Here is a 15,520-nt window from a genome sequence, read left to right as displayed (position 1 = left end):
GCGCAGAGGCGCGCTATTCTTTCCCCCCGCAGAAGGTGATATTCGATGACATCAACTAGCCGTCGCCGTTTCCTGCAGACCGTGGCTTCTTCCACCGGCGCTGCCGCCGCGCTGACCGCGCTGCCCGAGTCGATCCGCAATGCGTTGGCCGTGCCCGCGTTCTCGCGCACGGGCACGATCCGCGATGTCGAGCACATCGTCGTGTTCATGCAGGAGAACCGCTCGTTCGACCACTACCTCGGCCATATGCGCGGCGTGCGCGGCTACAACGACCGCTTCCCCATTCCGCTGCCGAACGGCAAGCCGGTGTGGTATCAGCCGTCGAAAGCGGACGCCACCAAGCCGGTGCTGCCGTTCCATCTGGACACCTCGACCACCAGCGCGCAGTGTGTCGGCGATCTCGATCACTCCTGGTACAAGACCCACGCCGCGATCGACGGCGGCCGCTACGATCAGTGGCCGGCCAACAAGACCGACATGACGATGGGCTATCACCTGCGCAGCGACATTCCGTTTCACTACGCGCTGGCCGATGCGTTCACCACCTGCGACGCGTACTTCTGCTCGCTGCCCGGACCGACGCACCCGAACCGTTCGTACCTGATGACCGGCATGGTCGATCCGACCGGGACGCTCGGCGGACCGCTGCTCGACAACAACGATTTCGTCGACGGCGACGGTCCGCCGAATTATCAGCTGCTCTCGTGGACCACGTATCCGGAGCGCCTGCAAGCCGCGGGCATTTCGTGGCAGGTGTACCAGCAGGGTACGACGGGCGCCGATCCGTTGAACGGCAACTACGGCACCAACATCCTGCAGAACTTCACGAACTTCATCAACGCGCAGCCGGGCTCGCCGTTGTATGAGCGCGCGCAAACCGTGCGCACCATCGACGACCTGAAGGCCGACGTGCTCGCGAACAAGCTGCCGCAGGTGTCGTGGCTGTGCCCGCCGGCCGCCTACTCCGAGCACCCGCAATACACGCCCGCATACGGCGCCGAATACACGTCGCAGATCCTCGATGCGTTGACGTCGAATCCCGAGGTGTGGAGCAAGACCGTGCTGTTCATCATGTACGACGAGAACGACGGCTTCTTCGATCACATCGTGCCGCCGCAACCGGCGACGACGCCCGCGCAGGGCAAGTCGACGGTCAGCACCGAAGGCGAAATTCACAACGTGGTCAATCCCGCGCGCGGCGGCAGCTATACCGCCGACGGTTTGCCGTACGGCCTCGGCCCCCGCGTGCCGATGACGATCGTGTCGCCGTGGAGCAAGGGCGGTTTCGTGTGCTCGCAGGTGTTCGATCACACGTCGGTGATCCGCTTCATCGAAACACGTTTCGGCGTTCACGAACCGAACATCACGGCATGGCGCCGCGCGGTGTGCGGTGACCTGACCACCGCATTCGACTTCCGCACGCCGGACTCGAAAGTGCCTCCGCTACCGGACACGAGCAACTACAAGAGCATCGCCGACAACCAGTGCGCGACGCAGCCGAAGCCGACCGTGCCCGCGACGCCGGGCGCGATCGATCCGCAGGAAAGCGGGATTCGGTTCGCGCGTGCATTGCCGTACGAACTGCATGTGAATGGCGAAGCGGACGTGAACCGCAACACGTTCGAGATTTCGATCGCCAACACGGGCGACCAGGGTGCGCACTTCTACGTGTACTCGAGCAATCGCACCGATGGTCCGTGGCGTTACACCGTCGAAGCGGGCAAGTCGCTCAGCGAGACCTTCGATCTGACGACGACGAACGGCGTGTACGCGTTCGAAGTGTTCGGGCCGAACGGCTTCGTGCGCAAGTTCGCCGGCAATGCACAGCCGTCGAAGACGCAGAATTCGCACGGTCTGGGCCAGTTTGGCAACAAGCCGGCGCTGCCCGAAGTGAAGACGCAATACGACGTCGCGAACGGCAACGTGTTCCTGAAGTTCAGCAACAGCGGCGGCGGCATCGCGCGTCTGACGGTGACGGATAACGCGTATGGGGCGCGCACGCGTCCGGTGCTGGTGCCGGCCGGCTCGCATCTCGAAGAAGTGTGGGTGCTGGCGGCGAGCCATCACTGGTACGACCTGACGGTGACGAGCAATGACGATGCGAGCTTCTCGCGCCGCTTTGCGGGTCACGTCGAGAACGGGCGGCCGAGTATCAGCGATCCGGCGGCGGTTGCGCCGGTGTTGGTGTGAGGTGAGGGTGCGAGGCTTCGCTGTAGAGGCGGAGCCCTTGTCGATAGCAATCCGTTGCGCAGGGAGGCTGTCGGCTGGCGAGGTTTGTCCTTCGAGGATACGTCTGGCGATAGTTCGTCATCCCGATCACCTGACAACAAATTCGATAGATCCTCCGGCCGCAGTCTCCGCATTGCCTGTTCTACCTTTCTGTCATATCTACGGTCATTCGGCTCGGTCGCCTTTTGTGCTTTGCGCGCGTACTGCTGCACAAAGCGGCCAAGTCGGCCGGCGACGCGAGACTGCTTGGGACGCGAGTTCATCAGGTGAGGAAACGCTGTCTCGCTTAACCAAGGCTAATTATCGAGTCGATCAATTCCGCGCCGCCTTCGATGTCCTCGTGCCCAATGAAGCGAGACACTTCCATCTGCCCGTCAGCGAACACGTCAATCTCAATTCGCTGGCCAACGACGGTTACCGAAACAAGCACGCTGCCCGAGCGTTGACGGCTTAGCGAGTAGTGAATTCGAGCGTCGTCGAGTTTTTCCAGCAGGGCATACAGGGGATGGGTCATCGTGGTCGTCCTATTTCTTGAATCGTGCGCCATTGAGTAGTTTGAGCGCTTTTCGGGCTTCTTTCACCCCATCCCGTCGCTTCTAACGGCGTAGCCCTAGCAGATCACCGCAGTCCTATGTTTTTGGGATCGACAGCTATCGTCATTGGCAGTCCATTGGCATCGCACCCGCCTGCACAAAACCGCGCATCGCGTTACAGTGAGTCTCCCCTTCACCGCACACCGAGACAACTCCCATGAACCGCAACACCTTCACCGAAAGCCTGACGAAAGAAGGCTTCCCCGACGCCGTAGTCGTCACGCGCGAAGCCGGCACGATGGATGTGCACGAGCACCAGTTCGAAGCCAAAGCGCTGATCCTCGAAGGCGAACTGCACATACGCGTCGGCGACGCAGAACGCTTGTATCAGGTCGGCGACGTATTCCACGTGCCGGCTAACAAAGCGCATTCGGAACGCTACGGTCCGAATGGCGTCACGTACCTTGTCGGAAGGAAATAGCAAGGCACGCCGCGAGCGACGTATGCGTTGCTGACTGTTAAACCGCACAACGCATCCACGCCGCCCGCGAAAAAACTCAAGCCCCCAGCAACACGCCGGTCCTGAACGGCCGTGTCCCAGTCACCCGTCCCAACGGCGCCCCTGCCGTCACGAAGCGTATCGCGCGACGCATATACAGCACACCTTCGGTGTTGCTCGTGATCGTGGTCGTCTCGTCGGTGAGCGGATCGACGATATCGAACAGAGCCTGTCCGACGCGAATCGTCTCGCCGATCTTCGCGCGATGAATCAGAATCCCGCTGACAGGTGCGTAAAACTGCTCGCTGCCCGCGAGCGGCGTCGCAGGCGCAAGCAGCGGCGGCAACGGTCGCGCGTCCAGCCGGATCGCATTGCGCCACACAAGATAATCGACAATCGCGTCGGCGTCCCGTTGCGCCACTTCGTACGAGACGTCGCGCTGACCGCGGCATTCCACCGTCACCGCAATCGTGCCGGTGGGCACCGGTTTGCCAGCGGGCATGGCCTGCTGCAAGGTCCACCACAACAGGCTATGCGTCTCGTCGAACGACTCGCCACCCGAGTTGGTCGCAAGCAGTGACGCCTCGGCGCCGAGATAGCGCGACAAAGGCTCGAACTCGGGCCACGCCGCTTCGCTCGTGTACAGATGCATCGCCGCTTCGAGCGAACAATGCAGATCGATCACGACGTCCGCATCGAACGAGAGGTTGAGCATCGCCAGTTGCAGCGACTCGAATTCGGTCAACGGCTTCTGCTCGGCCAGTTCAGCCGCGATCAACTCGCGAACGATGCGCCGGTTTTCGGTCGCATCCGAACCCAATGCGTCCTTCGCGCGCGCGACCAGCTTCGAGAACTGCAGGAAGTGCCGATTGAAGTTCTTGCCGCTGCCGAGATCGAAGCGTCCGAGAAACTGACCGAGCACGTACTGACCGAGCCCGACCGGATTCGCCACCGGCACCAGCACGATTTCCGCATTCAGCGCGCCCTGCTTCTCCAGTTCCAGCAGGCGGCGCTTGAGTAGAACAGTTGTCAGCATCGCGGGCGTCTCGTCGGCATGCAGCGACGACTGGATATAAATCTTCTGCCCGCTATTCTTGGGGCCGAAATGAAACGACACCAGTTCGCGGTGCGTGCCGATAGCCGGCGAAAGAAGCGGAATCGATTGCCTGTTCATGAGGGGAAAGCCTGGGGAAGAAGAGTCGGGAGTAAAAGAATCAATTGCCGTACGGATCGAAGTCGAAGTACTTCTTCGCGATCTGCGCGTACGTGCCGTCCTTGAGCATCGAAGCAATCGCCGCATTGATCGACGCCTGCACCGCGGTCTCGTCCTTGCGCAAGCCGATGCCCACGCCGCGGTCGCCCATCGACAGCGGCTCGCCGACAAACGCAAAGCCCTTGCCCGCCGGCGTGCGCAGAAAGCCGATGTCCGCTTCCACCGACCCGAGCAACGCGCCGTCGAGGCGTCCGTTCTGCAAGTCGGCGAACACTTCGTCCTGGCTCTTGTACGCGGTCACGTGCGCGCCGAGCGGCGCCCAGTTCTTCAACGCGTAGCCTTCGAACTGCGTGCCCGATTGCACGCCGATCTGCTTGCCGGCCAGCGCGTTCAAGCCGCCCGCAAGCGGCGAGCCTTGACGCGCGATCAGCCGCGACTTGAACTGGAAGAGCTTCGACGAAAACAGGATCTGTTGCTCGCGTTTCTCCGTGATCGCCATCGACGACAAAATCGCGTCGATCTTGCGCGCCTGCAGCGCCGGGATCATCCCCGAAAATTCGAGTTCCACCCATTGGCAGCGTGCGTGAATGCGCCGGCAGATTTCGTTGCCGAGATCGACGTCGAAACCCTTGAAGCTGCCGTCGGGCGCCTTGGCGTCCATCGGCGGATAGCTCGGATCGATGCCGAGGCGCAGCATGCCGGCTTCAGCGGCAAACGCGCCGCTGCTGAAAGTCAGCGCGGCGCTCAGGATCATCAGCGGAATTTTCATGGGAGGCGAAGTGTGGGAGGGACGAAGGACGACCGCGCCATCGTATGACGCCACCGCGCCTCCAAGAAGTCCCGTTCGAACTATCATGATCACTTTTACCGATCACCGGATCATCGAACGGAACCCTCATGGCGTTGACGATCTCCCAACTACGCGCCTTCACGGCGGTCGCCGAGCACGGCAGCATCCGCGCGGCGTCGCGCGCGCTCGGCATCGCACAGAGCGGCATCACACAGCAGTTGCAGAACCTCGAATCGATGCTCGGCGCAACGCTGTTCATCCGCACGAACCGCGGCATTGCGCTGACCGCGCTCGGCCAGCGGCTGTTGCAGCGGGCCGGCGCGATCATCGGCGAGTGCGAGCGCGCCGAGCAGGAAGTGCGGCAAGTGCGCGGCGACTATGTCGGCGAAGTCACGTTCGGCATGACGACCGAGCCGCTCGTCGACGCGTTCGCGCCGGTGCTGATGGAATTTCGCACGCGCTTCGAGCGGGTCGCGGTGCACTTGCGCACCGGCACGTCGCGCATGATGATTTCGTGGATTCGCGAAGGCACGCTCGACTTCGCGGTCGCGCTGGTGTCGAAGCATACCGACACGGCCGATCTGTCGGTTACGCCGCTGTATCCGTCCGATCCGGTGATCGTGTGCCGTCAGGGTCATCCGAAAGCGGGGGCGACGTCGCTCGCGGAACTGGTCGACTGCACGTGGGTGGCGACGCGCTCGCCGAATCTCACCGAAGATCCGCACGTCAACCGCCTGAGCCATCTGTTCGAAAGCCACGGCCTGCCGCCGCCGAAAATCATCGCGACGGTGGAGGGCCTGTACGAGACGCTGCATCTGGTCGGCGCGACGGACTGCCTGTCGCTGGAGTCGTCGATCGTGGCGAAACGCGGGCCGTTTGCCAGCGCGCTCACGGTGATCGCCGTGCGCGAGCGGGCGGTCGAACAGCACGTCTGCCTGCTGCAGCGCGCGGCGATCCCGCTCACGCCCGCCGCACAGGAACTCGCGACGATGATCGCGTCATACACGCGCACGGTGCGGGCGCGCTGACTTCGGTGCGATGTCGGTCGATGCGTCAATCCACGGCTTCGAGCGCGATCAATTCGCCGATGCTTTGGCGGCGCCGGATCAACCGCGCCTCGCCCACGTCGAGCAACACCTCGGGCGCGAGCGGCCGGCTGTTGTAGTTCGATGACATCGACGCGCCGTACGCGCCCGCGTCATGGAACACGATGAAGTCCCCCACTTCGGGCGCGGGCATCGAGCGGCTCGTGACGATGCCGCCCTCGGCCTGCGTGAACACGTCGCCGGCTTCGCACAGTGGGCCGGCTACCGTGAACGCGTCGAGCGGCGCGTCGCTCGGCACGCCGTTGCGTTTCACCACGCTCATCCGGTGGTGGCTGCCGTAAAGCGAGGGCCGCACGAGGTCGTTGAAGCCCGCATCGACCAGCGCGAACTGCCGCGTGGGCCGCCGGCTCAACGCATGCACTTCGGCGATGAGCACGCCCGCCTCCGCCACCAGAAAACGCCCCGGTTCGATCTCCAGCCGCACGCGATGCCCGACGTGCGCTTCGATCCGCTGGCGCGCCGCATCCCACAGCCGGAAGTAATGATCGACGTCGATGCGCGGCTCGCCCTCGCGATACGGCACCGACAAACCACCGCCGGCGGAGATCGCTTCGATATCGTGGCCTAGGCCCGTCACGGCATCGACCATCGCCTCGCAGACGCGCGACAGATGTGCATAGTCGACGCCCGAGCCGATATGCATGTGCAGTCCGACGAGCGTCAACCGGTAACGGCGCACCAGCTCGATCGCGCGCGGCACGTCGTCGAGCCAGATGCCGTGCTTGCTGTGCTCGCCGCCGGTGTTGGTCTTGTTGCTGTGTCCGTGACCGAAGCCGGGATTGATCCGCAGCCACACGCGATGGCCTGTGTACGCATGGCGTCCTATCCGTTCGAGCATATCGAGCGAGCCGGCGTTGACCGTGATGCGATGCTCGAGCACGGCGGCGAGCGTGGCGTGGTCAAGCAGGTCCGCGGTGAACACCACGCCTTCGGGATCGCCCCCGGGCGAGAAACCCGCCGCGAGACTGCGCGCGATTTCGCCCAACGAGACCGCGTCGACCTTGACGCCTGCGTCGCGCATCAGCTTCAGAATGTGCACGTTCGAACAGGCCTTCTGCGCGTAGCGGATGACGTCGAAAGCGCGGAGTTCGGCGATGCGCTGGCGAATCGCATCGGCGTCGTAGACCCAGAGCGGCGTGCCGTGCTGCCGGGCGAGTTCGACGAGTTGTTCGGGATTGAATGGCATAACGGTGCTTTCGATGTCGAAACATTGCAATGACCGACATGATGCTGAGAACCAGTCATTCAGTAAAATATCTATTCTTCGATTACCCATTCATTTCTGATATACCCGATATGGCGCTCACACACCGGCACATCGAAGTCTTCCGCGCCTTGATGACGGCGGGCAGCGTCACCAAAGCAGCGGAGATGCTTTTCACGTCGCAGCCCACCGTGAGCCGCGAACTCGCACGCATGGAGCAAAGCATCGGCTTCGCGCTGTTCGAGCGCACGGGTGGCCGGCTGCGTCCCACCCTGTCCGCGCTGACGCTGTTCGACGAAATCAAGCGCGCGTATATCGGGCTCGAACGGGTGGCATCGACGGCGGCCAGCCTGCGCGAATTCCAGGGCGGCCAGCTTTCCATCATCGCGTTGCCCGCGTTTTCGCATTCGATCCTGCCGGGCGCGTCGAAACGCTTTCATGACGCGCAGCCGGGCGTGAGCGTGTCGATCGCCACGCAGGAGTCGCCGTTCCTCGAAGAATGGCTGAGCGCGCAGCGCTACGACCTCGGTCTGACCGAACACGGCGCGCCGCCGCCCGGCACGCGCCTGACGCCGCTGCTCGAAGTGGACGAGGTGTGCGTGTTGCCCGAGCGGCATCCGTTGCTGAAGAAACGCGTGATCGAGTTGAAGGATTTCGCGGATCAGGCTTTCATCAGCCTGTCGCCGAGCGATCCCTACCGGCTTCAGATCGACGAAGCGTTCGCGCAAGCGGGCATCGCGCGCCGCCAGCTGATCGAGACACCGACCGCTGTTTCCGTGTGCAGCTTCGTGCGCCAGGGTCTCGGCATCGCAATCGTCAATCCGCTGACCGCCGTCGATTTCGCGGGCCGCTATCTGCATATCCGGCCGCTCGCCGTGTCGTTGCCGTTTCGCGTGAGCGTGATACATCCGGAGCATCGGCCGGGCCATCCGCTGGCTGGTGCGTTCGTCAAGGCGCTGCAAAGCGAAGCCGCCGCGCTGCGGCTACAATTGAAAAACCATACCGGACAGCGGCGCCCATAACGGCGTCGCCCGGCACACTGCGCAAACTCGCGCGAGCCGTCGCGGATGACCTCCGCCGACAACGCCGCGCACGCAACATCCAGAACACCATTAGCACACCGATCGCGGATGCGAACGGCGCGCCTTGCGCCGTAGCGCACGCTTCACTCGTCGTAGACCATCAACAGGAGTTTCCCAAATGATGAATCGAGACAATCCCGTCTGGCTGATTACCGGCTGTTCCACCGGCTTCGGCCGTGAACTGGCGAAGCTGGTGCTGGAGCGCGGCTGGCGCGCGGTGGTTACCGCACGCGATGTATCGAAAGTGAAAGATATCGCCGAGGCCCACGGCGAGCGCGCGCTGGCTCTGCCGCTCGACGTGACGAACCGCGCGCAGATCGAAGCGGTGGTCGCGCAGGCGAAGCAGCGTTTCGGCCGCATCGACGCGCTCGTGAACAACGCGGGCTATGGCTATCTGGCTGCGATCGAGGAAGGCGAGGACGACGAAGTCCGCGCGATGTTCGAGACCAATGTGTTCGGTCTGGTCGACATCACGAAAGCGGTGCTGCCGATCATGCGCGAGCAGCGCAGCGGGTTGATCGTCAACGTGTCGTCGATTGGCGGCATTGCGAGTTTCGCGGCGACCGGCTATTACCACGCGACCAAGTACGCGGTGGAAGGCTTGTCCGAATCGCTGGCGCTGGAGGTGAAGCCGCTCGGCATCGGCGTGCTGATCGTCGAACCCGGCCCGTTCCGCACGAACTGGGCGGGACCGTCGATCAAGCAGTCAGCCACCATGATCGACGACTACGCGGGCACGGCGGGCGAACGCCGCCAGCAGACCGAAGCGCGCAGCGGCAAGCAGGCGGGCGATCCGGTGCGCGCCGCACAGGCGATCATCGACGCCGCGCTGTCGGACCAGCCGCCGCTGCGATTGCTGCTCGGCAAGATCGCGCTCGACCTCGCGTACAAGAAGCTCGATTTCATGCGCGGCGACTTCGACGCATGGAAAGCCACGACCGAGGGCGCGGATTATCCGCAAGAAAGCGCCTGATCACGCCGGAAGCCGGGACCGGGGCGGGGCAACGGATCGCCGCAACGGACTGATTCGTTCAAAGCCGTTGGCCGGCTTTCAAAACTCGACCAACGCGAAATCTTCCTTGCCCACGTCGCACAGCGGGCAGCGCCAGTCGGCCGGGACGTCCGCCCAGCGCGTGCCCGGCGCGATACCTTCATCCGGCAAACCGGCTGCCTCGTCGTAGACCCAGCCGCAGATCACGCAGACCCATTGCTTGAAGTCGTCCGCCGACACCGCATGACCGGACGCCTCGACCGCGCCTGCCACAGCATGCTGCAAGGGCGTCTCATCGAGACTCACGACCAGCGGCGCGACAGTGCCGCCGCCAGCGGCGAGGCGCGCCTGCAGGTTTTCCAGCAAGCGCTGCGCTTCGTCCTGCGTCAGATCGATCCAGTACGGATCGCCCGCGCCGTCGTTGAGCCGCTCGGGGGAAAACTGGATTTCTACGGCTACGCCCTTCTTGTACATGGCATTCGGAATATCGATGAAGCCGGCAACGAGTGCCGGCATGGAGCCGCACGCATGATGCGAAGGCGATGGAACTAGACCAGATGATTCAGCAGGATGGAGGCGATCAGGCCGGCGGCGCCGATGAGGCCAAGCAGTTGCATCAAGGTGAGCGATTTACGGGGTGCGGTGGAAGCTTGTTGCGTGGTCACGAGAAAGTCTTGAAAGTTGGAAAAAGCGAAATGGTACACGGGTGTGGGCGCGGCGCATGCCGATTGGCGCAAACCCGCGCGTATCGGGCGACATTATCGCCGCTCGCGCGCGCCGTATTGCCCACCGGGTGGAGATGGATTAATTCGCTGGGAGGGGGAAAGGAGCGTGCGCCGGCGCGTTTCGCCGGGTTTTTCCTGTGGATGCGCCGCATTGCCCGCATGGCGTGCGACTGCGGCGGCAATTCCGGCTCGCGCCGCAGGTTCAAGCCACCAGGGCGGTCAGGCCGATATGACTGACGCGATGCGCCGCGCGCCGCGCCTGCGTGTGCGCGGCATCTCAGCCCGAATCTCAGGTCTTCGCCAACGGATTGCCCTGACGCGAATCCCAGAAACGGATCACCGACGTGTCGCCGGTGCCGGCGCCCACCACCTGATCGGCCGCGCCGCCCTCGCGCAGCAACGCGCGCAGTTCGTTGATGACCGGAAACACCTCGTGATTCCAGTCCGCGCCCTGCGAGTCATGCGCGCGCTGTTCGGCTTCGACGATTTCGCGGTCTTCCTTGAAGATGCGCTCGGTGAACCACACGAGCAGCGGCCACGCGAGATTCAGCACGCCGGGAATGCCGGGCTTGCGGATCGACAGCAAACCGAACGTGCGGTTGGTGCGCTGCTCGCGATCGAGCGGCACGTAGACGATCCACAGGTCCATCACCAGCGTCTGCTCGGTCGTGCGGATCTGCAGCGTCTGATACGGATACTCGGTGCGGATCGTCATCACGTCCTTGTCGTTGTCCCCGCCGGTCTTGCGGCTCTGGCCGAACACGATCGCTTCGCCGATCGGCTGCTGGCCGGCCATGCGCGCAAACGTGTAGTCGACTTCGACCCAGCCTTCGCCGCGCCGCCGCCCGAGCGAACGCGCGCGCATCTGTCCCATCTGCTTGCGATGCAGGAACTGATGGTTCATATCCATCAGGTTCTCGTGCATGAACGAATAGTGACAATTCACCGGACGGCCGAAACGGCGCGTTTTGTACTTCCTGTCGCCAACCGAACCGAGTTTGGGCAGCGGCCGCTGTTCCGCCAGTTCGGCATCACCCGGAAACACGAAGATCAGCCCCTCGACTTCCTGGCACGGATAGGAACGTACGCCGTTGGGCAACCGGTCGCGGCCCAGATACGGCACGTCGATGCACTTGCCCGAGCAGTCATAGGTCCAGCCGTGATAGCCGCAACGAATCGACTCGCCCTCGACCACGCCCTGATGCAACGGCACCTGCCGATGCGCGCAGCGGTCTTCCAGCGCGAACACCTTGCCGGACTCCGCGCGCGCGAGCACGATCGGGTCCCCGGCGAAAGTCACGCCATGCGTCTTGCCCCGCTTCACTTCATGCGACCACGCGAGCGGATACCAGTAGTCCGGGTGAATGCCGACGCGGCGCAGATCGCGCACCGGTGCGTCGTGAGCGGCGAGGCCCGGCGCATGTGCATGGGCCGCTGCCGGAGCGGCCGCATGCGCGGCATTCTGCGACGCTGTTTCAGCAGACGCCGCATCGACGGTTGCATCGACGGTATCTTGTTCGAGCGGGGGAACAGCATGCATACGTGAAGCCTCCATGCACCAGCGGATAGAAGGTCGCCGCCCTGCATGTCTTCGAGGCCGGCATCGTCGCCAGTCTACTAGATGCGACCGCCGTCCGGGTCTGACGAGGGCGTCCCGTGCCCCGCGACGCTGCGTTGCGTTGCGTCCGCCTGAGCGCGCCGGTCCGCGCGCTGCCGACAGTGCCGGAAAACGCGGCGCGCCGTCAGCCCTCGTCGCGCGCCACCAGGCCCGAGCGGCGTTGCACGCCCCACGAGTGTCCGCCGCGCAGAAAGTGCAGCCAGCCGAGCGCCGCGCCGACGTGCCGCACGAGCTGAAACGTGAACGGCTCGGCAATCGCCGCGAGCATCGCCATCCACAGGCTGTTGCCGCTGCGCTCGCCGGTCCAGCGCCGATACAGATGAATGCTCCACAGATAGAACGCGAGATCGATCGCGGTCTTCAGGCCGATCACGCTGAAGATCGACACGACAATCGCGCCATGCCCGCCGAACAGAAAACCGAGCAGCAGCGCGAACGCCGTCAGGCCGTAGATCGGCTGCATCGTGTCGAGCGCCTTGACCGGCAGCATCAGCATGCCGAGCGTGCCGTAGCGCCGGTTGCCGGTCATATCGCGGTTCCAGTACTGCGTTTGCAGGAAGCCCGCGAACCAGCGTCGGCGTTGCCGCAGAAAACTGCCGAGGTTGTCCGGCGCGTCGGTGTGCGCATGCGCGTCGCCGACCACCCGCACGTCCCAGCCGAGACCGCGATCGACCGAATAGCGGCGCAGCCGGTGAATCAGCTCGTAGTCTTCGACGAGACATTGCGGATCGAAACCGCCGACGTCGAGCAGCGCGTCGCGTCTGAACGACGCGAATGCGCCTGAAATCAGCAGCAGACTGTCCGCGCGCATCCACGCAAAACGGGCGATGAAGTTGCGCATGTACTCGTAGGTCTGGAACCACTGGAACACGCGGCCCGAGAGCGACCTGCCGCAGACCGGCACCAGAATGCCGGCCGCCGCGACCAGCTTCGGCTCGCTCGCGAAAGCGGCGCGCATGGCGTAGGTGGCGTCGTCGTCGAGCAGCGTGTCGGCATCGACGGTCATCACGGTGTCCGTGGTCATCATGGTGATTGCGGCGTTCAGCGCGCGCGCCTTGCCCCCGTGCGGCACGCGCAGCCAGAACAGGTTCGGATGCAGCGAACTCGCCGCGCTCAGCACGCCGTCGGCGGCGGCCGTGAGGCCGAAGCGTTCGGTGAGCAGGGCGTGCGTGGCGTCGGTGGAGCCGTCGTCGGCAATCACGATCTGCGCCGGGCCGTGCGTCTGGCGCAACAGCGCGGCGAGCGTCACCGGCAGCACCGCCGCTTCGTTATGCGACGCGACGATCACGCCCATGCTCGGCAACCGGCGCTGCTCGTAGTCGGCGTCGAGCGGCGCCGGGCGCCGCATCAGCGGCAGCGATTTCCACGTGACGAACGCGAGCAGCAGCGTGTCGTAGACGACATACACAATCCCGGTCGACCACGCCAACGCCCCTTTAAGAAAGAACGCGCGCGCGAACAGCAGCAGCCACACGGCGACGACGCTGAAGTGAATTAGCGTGCTCGACAAGGCCGCGGGACGCGGCAAGATGCGCGGCGAGGCGAGTGCAAGCGCGTGTTCCAGAGTGTTTTTCAAAATGACTGCCGGGTTTGGGTTCGTCGATGCCGCGCTTATCGGAAAACGAAAACGAGAATGGAAAGCCGCACAGCGGCGCTCACGGCGCCATGCGCCGGAGTACCGACTTGCGATCGATCCACTGATGCTTGAGCGCGCCGCCGATATGCATCGCCAGCAATGCGTAGAGCGCATAGCCGAGCCACGTATGCAACGCGCCGAAGCGGTCGTGCAGGCTCTCCTTGAGCGCGGGATCGAGGTTCATCACATAGCCGATGCGCGGCCAGGGAATCACGTTGAACAGATGCATCGGATGCGTTGCCGCGTCTTTCCATGCGGAGTCGTGCAGCCAGCCGGACAGCGGCAGTGCAATCATCAGCAGATACAGCAGGAAATGCGCGAGGTGCGCGGCGACCTTCTCCCACGACGGAAACTCGCGCGGCAACGGCGGCGGCTTGTGCGACACGCGCCACAGGATGCGCAGCAGCGCGAGACCAAGCACCGTGATGCCGACCGACTTGTGCGTATCGATCACGGGACGCACCCAGTCGTCGGGCAATGAATCGGCGCTCAGGCCGAGCACGACGTTGCCGATCATCAGCAGCGCGATCAGCCAGTGCAGCGTGATCGCCGTGCGGGTGTAGCGCGTCGGCAGCGGCGCGCCGGTCGAATCGGTCAGGGAATCGGCGTGAGTGTTCATGGTGGTTTTGTCCACGAGGACGGTACGTTGCTGCGAAAGCTGTTTTGAAGATCCGGCCCGGCGGCACGTCACACGTTCAAATGCACAACCGTTATCGAACTAACGCCTCAGTGTGCCGTTTTATTCCTCCAGACGCTTAACTGCCTATTTCAGATTGTTTCGCCGGAGCGTGGTGCGCCAGCGCGATTGCCCTCGTTGCCACGCATCGGCCATGCAGCGGCCATGCTGTTGTCATGCGCCTGCCATGTGGCCGTCATTGACCCGCGCGGCGCCGGGCGATCAATGCGGTCGATTCGATCCGCTCGTCGAGCCAGCCGTCGGTTGCATGTGCATCGAGCAGTTGGCCGATGCGCGCGAGCAGGTCGTCGAGCCTCGCGCCGAGCCGCTCACGCGACAGGCTCGACATCGACAACGGCCGCGCACTCAACGATTCGACCGACACCCGCCGCGTTTCGACAATCGACACACGCTCCAGCGATGAGAATGCCGACTTCGCCAGCACCGTGTCGTGGCTCTCCCAGTCGTCGGCCTTGCGTTGCATGCGCGCGGAATCGCTCTGCGCATATTCTTCGAGCAGCGCGTGATAAGGCGCGAGCCAGGCGATCGGCGCGTCGACGACTTGCGCCGTCGAGAACAGCGCCACCGCGCCTTCCGGTTCGATCAGCGCATCGAGGCGCGCGAGCGTGTCAGGCCGGTCCATCCAATGAAATGCGCGGCCGACGACCGCCAGCCGGAAGCGCCCCAGCGCCGCCGACAAATCGTACGAACTGCCTGCGCGATACTCGATGTTCGGCGCAATTCCCGCACCCAGTCCGGCCGCCACACGCAGCATTTCCGCTTCCGGATCGAGCGCAAGACCCGCGCCGACCCACGACGAAAACGCCAGCGACAATTGCCCCGGCCCGCAACCGAGATCGAGCAGCCGATGCGTGCCGCTCAGTTCGCACACTTGCGCGACACGCCGGATCAGTTGCGGCGAATACGCGGGACGCCCGGCGAGGTAGTGCACGGCATTGGTCTTGAATCGATCGGGGACGAAGGGGATCGGAGCGGTCATCGGCGTTTCCTGGCGGTGGATGAGAGTGACGGCGAGGCAGCGGAGCATCGGCCGCGACGCATCGGAGCGCACGCAAAAGCCTTGGCCCCGGCTTCTATGCTCGCTGAGCCTGGCCATTCGCTCAAGCTGTCCCGCGTCGGCATGGGTGAAGGTTTGATGCGCGTGCGTCGGCGCAGTTTCCGGCATCCCGATCATTCGCGGGAACAGTAAGCCGGAAA

14 protein-coding genes are annotated in these 15,520 nt (G+C 64.1%); 5 read left to right on the top strand and 9 right to left on the bottom strand.

Features of this window, described 5'->3' with window-relative positions:
- Positions 1-45: 45 nt before the first annotated feature.
- Entirely contained in the window at positions 46-2,190 is a 2,145-nt protein-coding gene (locus tag ACZ9H4_RS34015; RefSeq protein WP_476122558.1) for a phosphocholine-specific phospholipase C, read from the top strand.
- 325 nt (positions 2,191-2,515) lie between these two features.
- Here ACZ9H4_RS34015 and ACZ9H4_RS34010 read toward each other — a convergent pair whose 3' ends face one another.
- On the bottom strand, positions 2,516-2,743 hold the full coding sequence (locus tag ACZ9H4_RS34010; RefSeq protein WP_408142017.1) for a hypothetical protein: 228 nt from the start codon (positions 2,741-2,743) through the stop codon (positions 2,516-2,518).
- 236 nt (positions 2,744-2,979) lie between these two features.
- On the opposite strand from ACZ9H4_RS34010, the gene ACZ9H4_RS34005 reads away from it, so the two are divergent.
- Positions 2,980-3,243: a cupin domain-containing protein gene (locus tag ACZ9H4_RS34005; protein ID WP_408142015.1), complete on the top strand. Its 264-nt coding sequence runs from the start codon at positions 2,980-2,982 to the stop codon at positions 3,241-3,243.
- 76 nt (positions 3,244-3,319) lie between these two features.
- Here the strand turns inward: ACZ9H4_RS34005 and ACZ9H4_RS34000 are convergent, their stop codons facing one another.
- Entirely contained in the window at positions 3,320-4,435 is a 1,116-nt protein-coding gene (locus ACZ9H4_RS34000) for a succinylglutamate desuccinylase/aspartoacylase family protein (protein WP_408154194.1), read from the bottom strand.
- 40 nt (positions 4,436-4,475) lie between these two features.
- Positions 4,476-5,243, bottom strand: a complete 768-nt coding sequence (locus ACZ9H4_RS33995; RefSeq protein ID WP_408142011.1) for a transporter substrate-binding domain-containing protein — start codon at positions 5,241-5,243, stop codon at positions 4,476-4,478.
- 128 nt (positions 5,244-5,371) lie between these two features.
- Here ACZ9H4_RS33995 and ACZ9H4_RS33990 point away from each other — a divergent pair, with 128 nt between their 5' ends.
- Positions 5,372-6,292, top strand: a complete 921-nt coding sequence (locus tag ACZ9H4_RS33990; RefSeq protein WP_408142009.1) for a LysR substrate-binding domain-containing protein — start codon at positions 5,372-5,374, stop codon at positions 6,290-6,292.
- A 25-nt stretch (positions 6,293-6,317) separates the two neighbouring features.
- Here ACZ9H4_RS33990 and lysA read toward each other — a convergent pair whose 3' ends face one another.
- The gene (gene lysA / locus ACZ9H4_RS33985; RefSeq protein ID WP_476122557.1) at positions 6,318-7,556 is read right to left on the bottom strand and encodes a diaminopimelate decarboxylase; all 1,239 of its coding nucleotides are present in this window, start codon (positions 7,554-7,556) and stop codon (positions 6,318-6,320) included.
- A 110-nt stretch (positions 7,557-7,666) separates the two neighbouring features.
- Between lysA and ACZ9H4_RS33980 the strand changes: the two genes are divergently transcribed.
- A complete protein-coding gene (locus ACZ9H4_RS33980) occupies positions 7,667-8,596 on the top strand; it encodes a LysR family transcriptional regulator (protein ID WP_408154188.1) in 930 nt (309 codons plus the stop codon).
- A gap of 178 nt (positions 8,597-8,774) precedes the next feature.
- The gene (locus ACZ9H4_RS33975; RefSeq protein WP_408154186.1) at positions 8,775-9,629 is read left to right on the top strand and encodes an oxidoreductase; all 855 of its coding nucleotides are present in this window, start codon (positions 8,775-8,777) and stop codon (positions 9,627-9,629) included.
- Positions 9,630-9,707: 78 nt separating this feature from the next.
- Here the strand turns inward: ACZ9H4_RS33975 and ACZ9H4_RS33970 are convergent, their stop codons facing one another.
- The 5 genes from ACZ9H4_RS33970 to ACZ9H4_RS33950 all read right to left on the bottom strand — a co-directional run bounded on the left by ACZ9H4_RS33970 (position 9,708) and on the right by ACZ9H4_RS33950 (position 15,302).
- The gene (locus ACZ9H4_RS33970) at positions 9,708-10,121 is read right to left on the bottom strand and encodes a rubredoxin (protein WP_476122564.1); all 414 of its coding nucleotides are present in this window, start codon (positions 10,119-10,121) and stop codon (positions 9,708-9,710) included.
- 540 nt (positions 10,122-10,661) lie between these two features.
- Positions 10,662-11,912 carry a Rieske 2Fe-2S domain-containing protein gene (locus ACZ9H4_RS33965; RefSeq protein WP_408142002.1) on the bottom strand — a complete coding sequence of 417 codons (1,251 nt, stop codon included), beginning with the start codon at positions 11,910-11,912 and terminating at the stop codon, positions 10,662-10,664.
- A gap of 202 nt (positions 11,913-12,114) precedes the next feature.
- Positions 12,115-13,566, bottom strand: a complete 1,452-nt coding sequence (locus ACZ9H4_RS33960) for a glycosyltransferase family 2 protein (protein WP_408327995.1) — start codon at positions 13,564-13,566, stop codon at positions 12,115-12,117.
- Positions 13,567-13,645: 79 nt separating this feature from the next.
- Positions 13,646-14,245 (bottom strand): cytochrome b, encoded by a 600-nt coding sequence (locus ACZ9H4_RS33955; RefSeq protein WP_408327992.1) that lies wholly within the window; start codon positions 14,243-14,245, stop codon positions 13,646-13,648.
- Positions 14,246-14,498: 253 nt separating this feature from the next.
- On the bottom strand, positions 14,499-15,302 hold the full coding sequence (locus ACZ9H4_RS33950) for a class I SAM-dependent methyltransferase (RefSeq protein WP_476122556.1): 804 nt from the start codon (positions 15,300-15,302) through the stop codon (positions 14,499-14,501).
- Between the last annotated feature and the right edge of the window lie 218 nt (positions 15,303-15,520).

The sequence above is a fragment of the Paraburkholderia sp. TE9906 genome (assembly GCF_056279605.1).
This window is presented reverse-complemented; position numbering and strand designations above follow the sequence as displayed.

Coding starts and splice junctions, on each gene's coding strand:
- ACZ9H4_RS34015 (WP_476122558.1), top strand. CDS start 46: ATGACATCAACTAGCCGTCGCCGTTTCCTGCAGACCGTGGCTTCTTCC.
- ACZ9H4_RS34010 (WP_408142017.1), bottom strand. CDS start 2,743: ATGACCCATCCCCTGTATGCCCTGCTGGAAAAACTCGACGACGCTCGA.
- ACZ9H4_RS34005 (WP_408142015.1), top strand. CDS start 2,980: ATGAACCGCAACACCTTCACCGAAAGCCTGACGAAAGAAGGCTTCCCC.
- ACZ9H4_RS34000 (WP_408154194.1), bottom strand. CDS start 4,435: ATGAACAGGCAATCGATTCCGCTTCTTTCGCCGGCTATCGGCACGCAC.
- ACZ9H4_RS33995 (WP_408142011.1), bottom strand. CDS start 5,243: ATGAAAATTCCGCTGATGATCCTGAGCGCCGCGCTGACTTTCAGCAGC.
- ACZ9H4_RS33990 (WP_408142009.1), top strand. CDS start 5,372: ATGGCGTTGACGATCTCCCAACTACGCGCCTTCACGGCGGTCGCCGAG.
- lysA (WP_476122557.1), bottom strand. CDS start 7,556: ATGCCATTCAATCCCGAACAACTCGTCGAACTCGCCCGGCAGCACGGC.
- ACZ9H4_RS33980 (WP_408154188.1), top strand. CDS start 7,667: ATGGCGCTCACACACCGGCACATCGAAGTCTTCCGCGCCTTGATGACG.
- ACZ9H4_RS33975 (WP_408154186.1), top strand. CDS start 8,775: ATGATGAATCGAGACAATCCCGTCTGGCTGATTACCGGCTGTTCCACC.
- ACZ9H4_RS33970 (WP_476122564.1), bottom strand. CDS start 10,121: ATGTACAAGAAGGGCGTAGCCGTAGAAATCCAGTTTTCCCCCGAGCGG.
- ACZ9H4_RS33965 (WP_408142002.1), bottom strand. CDS start 11,912: ATGCATGCTGTTCCCCCGCTCGAACAAGATACCGTCGATGCAACCGTC.
- ACZ9H4_RS33955 (WP_408327992.1), bottom strand. CDS start 14,245: ATGAACACTCACGCCGATTCCCTGACCGATTCGACCGGCGCGCCGCTG.
- ACZ9H4_RS33950 (WP_476122556.1), bottom strand. CDS start 15,302: ATGACCGCTCCGATCCCCTTCGTCCCCGATCGATTCAAGACCAATGCC.